The 6,487-nt window shown below is 45.2% G+C and carries 6 protein-coding genes; all 6 read right to left on the bottom strand.

The window, feature by feature from the left end:
* Positions 1–142: 142 nt before the first annotated feature.
* The 6 genes from nuoN to nuoI all read right to left on the bottom strand — a co-directional run bounded on the left by nuoN (position 143) and on the right by nuoI (position 6,445).
* On the bottom strand, positions 143–1,657 hold the full coding sequence (gene nuoN / locus CHI10_RS05170) for an NADH-quinone oxidoreductase subunit NuoN (protein WP_095243255.1): 1,515 nt from the start codon (positions 1,655–1,657) through the stop codon (positions 143–145).
* Positions 1,658–1,663: 6 nt separating this feature from the next.
* Complete coding sequence (locus tag CHI10_RS05165) at positions 1,664–3,181, bottom strand: NADH-quinone oxidoreductase subunit M (protein WP_095243254.1); 1,518 nt, start codon at positions 3,179–3,181, stop codon at positions 1,664–1,666.
* The gene (nuoL, locus tag CHI10_RS05160) at positions 3,178–5,046 is read right to left on the bottom strand and encodes an NADH-quinone oxidoreductase subunit L (RefSeq protein WP_095243253.1); all 1,869 of its coding nucleotides are present in this window, start codon (positions 5,044–5,046) and stop codon (positions 3,178–3,180) included. Before nuoL ends, CHI10_RS05165 begins: the two co-directional genes overlap by 4 nt.
* 150 nt (positions 5,047–5,196) lie before the next feature.
* Positions 5,197–5,511, bottom strand: coding sequence for an NADH-quinone oxidoreductase subunit NuoK (nuoK, locus tag CHI10_RS05155; protein WP_035327883.1), 315 nt, complete (start codon positions 5,509–5,511; stop codon positions 5,197–5,199).
* On the bottom strand, positions 5,508–6,029 hold the full coding sequence (locus tag CHI10_RS05150) for an NADH-quinone oxidoreductase subunit J (RefSeq protein ID WP_095243252.1): 522 nt from the start codon (positions 6,027–6,029) through the stop codon (positions 5,508–5,510). Before CHI10_RS05150 ends, nuoK begins: the two co-directional genes overlap by 4 nt.
* Complete coding sequence (nuoI, locus tag CHI10_RS05145) at positions 6,026–6,445, bottom strand: NADH-quinone oxidoreductase subunit NuoI (RefSeq protein WP_095243251.1); 420 nt, start codon at positions 6,443–6,445, stop codon at positions 6,026–6,028. Before nuoI ends, CHI10_RS05150 begins: the two co-directional genes overlap by 4 nt.
* Positions 6,446–6,487: the final 42 nt, after the last annotated feature.

Raw genomic sequence — 6,487 nt, 5'->3', positions numbered from 1 at the left:
CATTGAATATGCTTCCACGAATAAGCACCGCACGAAGAAAATGCGTTAGCATTTTTCGAGGATCAAGTGGCCTCCGTTCCAATCAACTCAGTGGAAAAACTTATATTTGTTTAGAAAAAAACAATTACATAATTAAATACGATTATTGAAAGAAATCAGTAAACTGATTGAAATTGCCCTGTAGGAAGTCAAATGCGATATTTGGTGCAATTCCGAACAGGATGGTGGCTGCCAGGCTGATGCCGATAACAGCTGTTAAAGCCGCTGGAATCTTAACTTTTCCTGTATCAGCTGCCGGCCTGAAGAACATTTGCACCATGACACCGAAATAGTAGAAGTAAGAAACGACTGTTGTCGCGATCATAATCGATACCAGTACATAATGGCCTTCATTCGGCACTAATGCACCCATGAAAATATTCAGTTTGCCAATAAATCCGGCTGTCCCCGGAATGCCTGCAAGTGAAAGCAGGAAGATGGCCATGGCGATGGCCATGAACGGTGCGCGGCGGTAAAGCCCGGCAAATTGGCTGATATCTTCTGAACCCGATTTATGTGTCACATGCTGGATGATCGCAAAAGCGCCAAGGTTCATGAATAAGTAGGCACCGAGGTAAAACCAGAGCGTATCAAACATGAACAGTGACATGCTCGCAATCACAACCAGCAGGTAACCGGCCTGAGCGATGCTTGAATAGGCAAACAAACGCTTGATATTGCGCTGTCTTAGCGCAATCAAGTTCCCAATAATCATCGTGGCTCCTGCCAGGAAGGCAATGTAATCCTGAAGTGCCAGAATCATCGGAAGCCCCTGTACATCACCTGATGGTGCGTTCGCAAAGATTGAGAACAGGATGCGGATAATGATGATAAACCCGGCAGTTTTGGAAACGACACTTAAAAAGGCTGTTACTGGTGTAGGAGCACCCTGATACACATCCGGTGCCCACATATGGAACGGCGCTGTAGCCAATTTAAAGGAAAGTCCCACTACAATCATAAAGAATGCAAGGCCTAACAGGTAAATATGCTGTTCATTATAGATGGATGTCAAAAATCCGGACATTTCCTTTAAGTTCGTCGTTCCAGTTAAACCGTATACATAACTCATCCCGAACAACGTGATCGCTGTGGCAATACTGCCGTTGATCACATATTTCATGGCCGATTCGTTTGAATGCAGATTTCTTTTTCTCATGCCTGCCAGAATGTAGGACGAAATGGAAAGAAGCTCAAGTCCCACAAACAGGGTAATTAAATCTCCGCTTGAAGACATAATCATTGCCCCAAGTAATGCAGCCATGAACAGATAGAAAAATTCCCCCCTGAATTCTTCCAATCCTTCATTCGGCTCATAGCCAATGGCAATAAGCAGTACCATAGCAGATCCGATTAAGAGCAGCAGCTTAAAAGCTTTTGCAAAGGAATCAAGCCTGAATGTATCAAATAAAATGGATTCCGGACTATGCCCGATAAGGCCAAGTAAAGAAACAAGAGCCGCGAGTATTCCGGCAAAGCCGACCCAGCCGAGAATTTTCCGACTTTGGGATTTCGGCATAAACAAATCCATTAGTGAAAGAGCGGTCGCAACACCAAGGATGATGAACTCCGGCGTCATTATGCCCCATTCATAAGATAATAATGTTTCGAGATCCATCCTTCATCACCCTCCTATCCCAAGCATGATCGTTTCAAGTGTTGAGGTCAGCGGTTCGCTCAGCACACTTGGATAAACACCAATCAGGACAATTAAGCCGACTAAGACCAGGACAGGCACGAATTCAAACTTTTTCATATCCGTTATGCCGGCAAAGTCCCGATGCGCTTTGCCATATGTGATACCCAGTACCGCTCGAAGCAGGTAAACAGCTGTCATAATGATTCCGATTGTACCGCTTGCCGCGAGAATCGGCATTTCTTTAAACAGGCCAAGGAAGGCCATAAATTCACTCACAAACCCTGACATTCCAGGAAGGCCAAGGGAGGCCATAGCCCCTGCAAGCAGGAAGCCTGCCGTAATCGGCATCCCTTTTGCCAAACCGCCAAGATTTTGAATATTTGAGGTTTGAAAGCGTTCATAAAAGACACCGACAAGGAAGAATAATAATGCTGCGATTAAACCGTGAGAAACCACCTGGAAAATCGCCCCCTGTATTCCTGCCTCATTTAATGCTCCTAATCCGATTAAAACGATTCCCATGTGGGAAATAGAAGAGTAGGCAAGCACCATTTTAAAATCGGTCTGAACAAACGCCAGGAACGCTCCATACAGTAAATTCACGACTCCAAGAACAGCGAGCCATACAGCAAGGCTTTGGAATTGCTCAGGAAATATTCCCATTCCGAAGCGAATTAAACCGAATGCCCCAATTTTCAAAAGCACTCCTGCATGCAGCATGACGATTGATGGCGGAGCTTGTACGTGGACCCGCACCATCCAGCTGTGCAGCGGGAATATTGGGAGCTTCACACCAAATGCAATTAAAAGCGCAATCAGCATGCCCATTTTCATATTTTCAGAGATTGGCGCAACAAGCTGCGGATTATCCGCATTCATTGCGGCCATCAAAGCATCAATATTGGCTGTGCCAGTACGGGCAAACAGTACCATAATGACAATCAGCAGAACAGCAGATCCAAGTCCGTTATAGATCAGGAAGCTGTATGCAGCATTTTCCTTTTCATAGTAACCCCATTTCCCGATCAGGAAGAAGGTCGGAATTAATGTGATTTCAAAGAAAATAAAGAAAAGAATCAGGTTTTCAGCGGCAAATACACCCAGCATGCCGACTTCAAGCAGCAAAAACAGCATGAAGTAGCCCTTCCATTCTTTTTTAATATGAATAGAAGCAATCGCTGCAAGTGTTGAAAGTACAGCTGTCAGGACAATCATGATCAGGGAGAATCCATCCAGCCCCAATTCATAATCAATGGAAAAAAGATTTCCAAGCTGGCCGGAATCGCCAAACTGAATCCAGCTTACTTTTTCATTCAGCTGCTCCAAGCCTTCACCTGCCCGATATTGAAAATAAGCGATCAGCGCCAATACCAGCGCAGGAAGTGTGGCCAGAAAGCCAACTGTCTTGATCAATGATTCCTGCGTTCTCGGCAGGAACGATAACACTAAAATACCAAGAAGCGGGGAGAAAACTAAAATGGATAGAAAATAAGCTAAGTTCATTTTAAGTACCCCCCTGTAAACGCATAGATGACGACTAAAATAGCCAGGCCGACAAACGCTACTGTTCCATAAGTCTGAATCTGGCCGTTATGCATTTTTGAACCAAGTTTTCCGAGTGCAGACGCAATTCCAGTTACGCTCTTTACAAGGCCTTCAACCAGGAATACTTCCAGGAAGCGCAGGAATGAACTGATGAATTTCGCTCCATTCACAACGGTCAGCGAATAGAATTCATCGATATAATATTTATTGTACAGAACGTTGTATGAATGCGGCATTCTGCTGGTCAGCCAATCGCGTGAAAGCGAGCGTTTGCCGTACATTAGCCAGGCAAGGAAAATTCCAAGCAGGGATACAGCCGTTGCGACAATCATAATCCATGCTGGCCCTTCAATATGGCCATGTCCCAGAGCATGGTTATCTTCCACGAGCCAATCACCAAGAAATGTTCCAAACCAAGGTGTATTCACATATCCAGCCACTACAGCCAGCACCCCAAGCACCACCATCGGCAGGGTCATAACACTTGGTGATTCATGGACATTATTCATATCACTTCTAGCTTCACCAGCGAAAACCATAAAGAACAGGCGGAACATATAAAATGCCGTAAAGAACGCGGCAATTACCGCGAGCCAGAACAGCGCCGTGTTCCCATGTGCCCACGCAGCAATTAAAATTTCATCTTTACTGAAGAATCCGGAAAATAACGGCACTCCGCTGATCGCCAGTGTTCCGATCAGGAATAGAGGGCCTGTCACGCGCAGCTTCTTCCATAGGCCTCCCATATGTTCAATGTTCTGTGTATGAACGGCATGGATGACACTTCCTGCTGCAAGGAACAGCAAAGCCTTGAAAAAGGCGTGCGTCATTAAATGGAATACACCAGCTACATATCCGGCAGATCCCAATGCCAGCATCATATAGCCAAGCTGACTGACGGTTGAATAAGCGAGAACCCGCTTAATATCCTTCTGCACCAGGCCTATGCTTGCTGCAAAGATGGCTGTGAAGGCCCCAATGACAGCAACGGTCATCAGTGCTGTTTCACTTGCCGCGAAAAGCGGGAATAGCGTAGCCACTAAGTACACACCTGCCGCTACCATTGTCGCTGCATGGATTAATGCGGAGACCGGCGTTGGCCCTTCCATCGCGTCAGGAAGCCAGGTGTGGAGCGGAAACTGGCCCGATTTGCCGACAGCCCCTACAAAAATAAGGATCGCAGTTAACGTAATCATTGTGCCTGAAATGGCACCCGCTTCAACTGCTGCAAAAATCTCATCATACTCAAAGCTGCCAGCCTGCCAGAATAATAGAATCATTCCGATCAAAAGACCGACATCTCCGATACGGGTCATGATAAATGCCTTTTTAGCCGCAGCCTTTGCTTCCTCTTTGTAAAAATAGAAACCGATCAGCAGGAAGGATCCAAGTCCAACAAGCTCCCAGAAGAAATACGTCTGAAGCAGATTAGGCGAGATGACAAGGCCCAGCATGGCAAATGTAAATAACCCTAAATAAGCATAGAATACAGGAAAACGGTCATCCCCCTGCATATAGCCTTTCGAATACGTATGTACCAGGAAACTGACAAGTGATACAATCACCAGCATCAGTGCATTTAACTGATTAACTTCAAAACCCGCTGTTAACTGAACATCCCCTATAGTCAGCCAAACGCCTTCTGCTTTATAAGTTGGTGCCGAAAAACGGTCAACCAGCACCAATAAGGAATAGACAAGCGATGCCAGGGTAAACAGAATCCCGATATAAGCACTCGCTTCTTTTAGCCGTTTGCCGAATAAAATAAGGAACAAAAACGATAAAAGCGGGAAAAGCGGTATGATCCATGCATTCTCCATCATTATCACAATCCCCTTTTTTGAACACACCCCATAGCACGGCGTGCCAGATTGGGACCTTACGAACAGGTCCTTTAAGACGGGAGCCACTATATGGCCGCCTTTTCAATTCTCTATTCTCAGCCAGTCCGGCTGCATTTTTTCACAGTGTCTTTAGTGCTTCATGGCATCCATTTCATCAATGTTAACGCTCTTCTTGTTACGGTAAAGAGAAATCAGGATTGCAATACCTACTGCCACTTCTGCCGCGGCAACCGCAATGACAAATAGCGTAAAAATCTGTCCGGTGATGGACGGGGTGATGCCATATTTACTGAATGCCACAAGATTAATATTAACCGCATTCAGCATCAGTTCGATTGAGATCAGGACAATCACAGTATTGCGCTTAGTCAAGGCACCATACAGACCGATGCAAAAGAGGATTAAAGCCAATGCCAGGTATGCTTGAACGGGAACTGTACTCATTCCTTTTCAGCCTCCTTTTCATCGTCTTTTTTGGCCAGAACAATGGAACCAATCAAAGCGACCAATAATAGGACAGATGTTACTTCAAACGGAATAATGAATTTTGAGTAAAGTTCAATTCCGATTTGCTCTGTATTATTGACATGAAGGTCATTCGGCGCTGACGGCAAATCAAGGTTATATATTCCGATATAGACCGCGAAAGCAAAGCCGAGAACCCCCACGAATACTAACAGCTTACGCCAGCGGCCGGTTTTGGGCTCGCTTGTATCGTTATGGCGCGTCAGCATGATTCCGAACAGCATGACGATGGTTATCGCACCAGAGTAAATCAAAATTTGGACCGCAGCCAGGAATTCAGCTGAAAGCAGCACATAAATTCCGGCAATGCTGACAAATGTAAATACAAGGGCGACAACCATATGCACAACTTTGGTAAGGTTCAATAAAAGCACGCCGCCGATGACCGCAACTAAAGCTAGTGACATAAACGCTAAAAACTCACCTGAAAACGTCATGCTTTATTCACCTTCCGTATATTTTCATCATTTTCATCGAGCCATTCAAGGTTTTTAAACAGCTCATCGCGGCTAAATTCCGCCAATTCAAAATTATTGGTCATGATAATCGCTTCGGTTGGGCAGACCTCTGTACACAAGTCGCAAAGGATGCAAATTTCGAAGTTGATATCATAGGTATCAATGATCTTCCCCTTTTTGGCAGGGTCCGGATGCTTTTTCCCTGTCAGCTCGATACAATCGGTTGGACAAATATTTGCACACTGATTGCAGACAATACATTTTTCAGGGTAAAACTTTTGAATTCCCCTGAACCGGTCCGGAAGCGGAAGCGGCTCATTCGGGTAGTCATAGGTTACCTTTTTGCGTGTCAGGTTTTTAAGGGTATACGATAATCCTTTCGCTAAACCAAGCATGTTTTTCACCCCTTGTTTAGAAATGCGGAAGGCGCCCGCTTA

It is taken from the genome of Bacillus sp. 7894-2 (assembly GCF_002272225.1).
GTDB lineage: Bacteria > Bacillota > Bacilli > Bacillales > Cytobacillaceae > Cytobacillus.
Note: the sequence above shows the minus strand (reverse complement) of the source record. Positions and strands in the feature narration are given on the sequence as shown.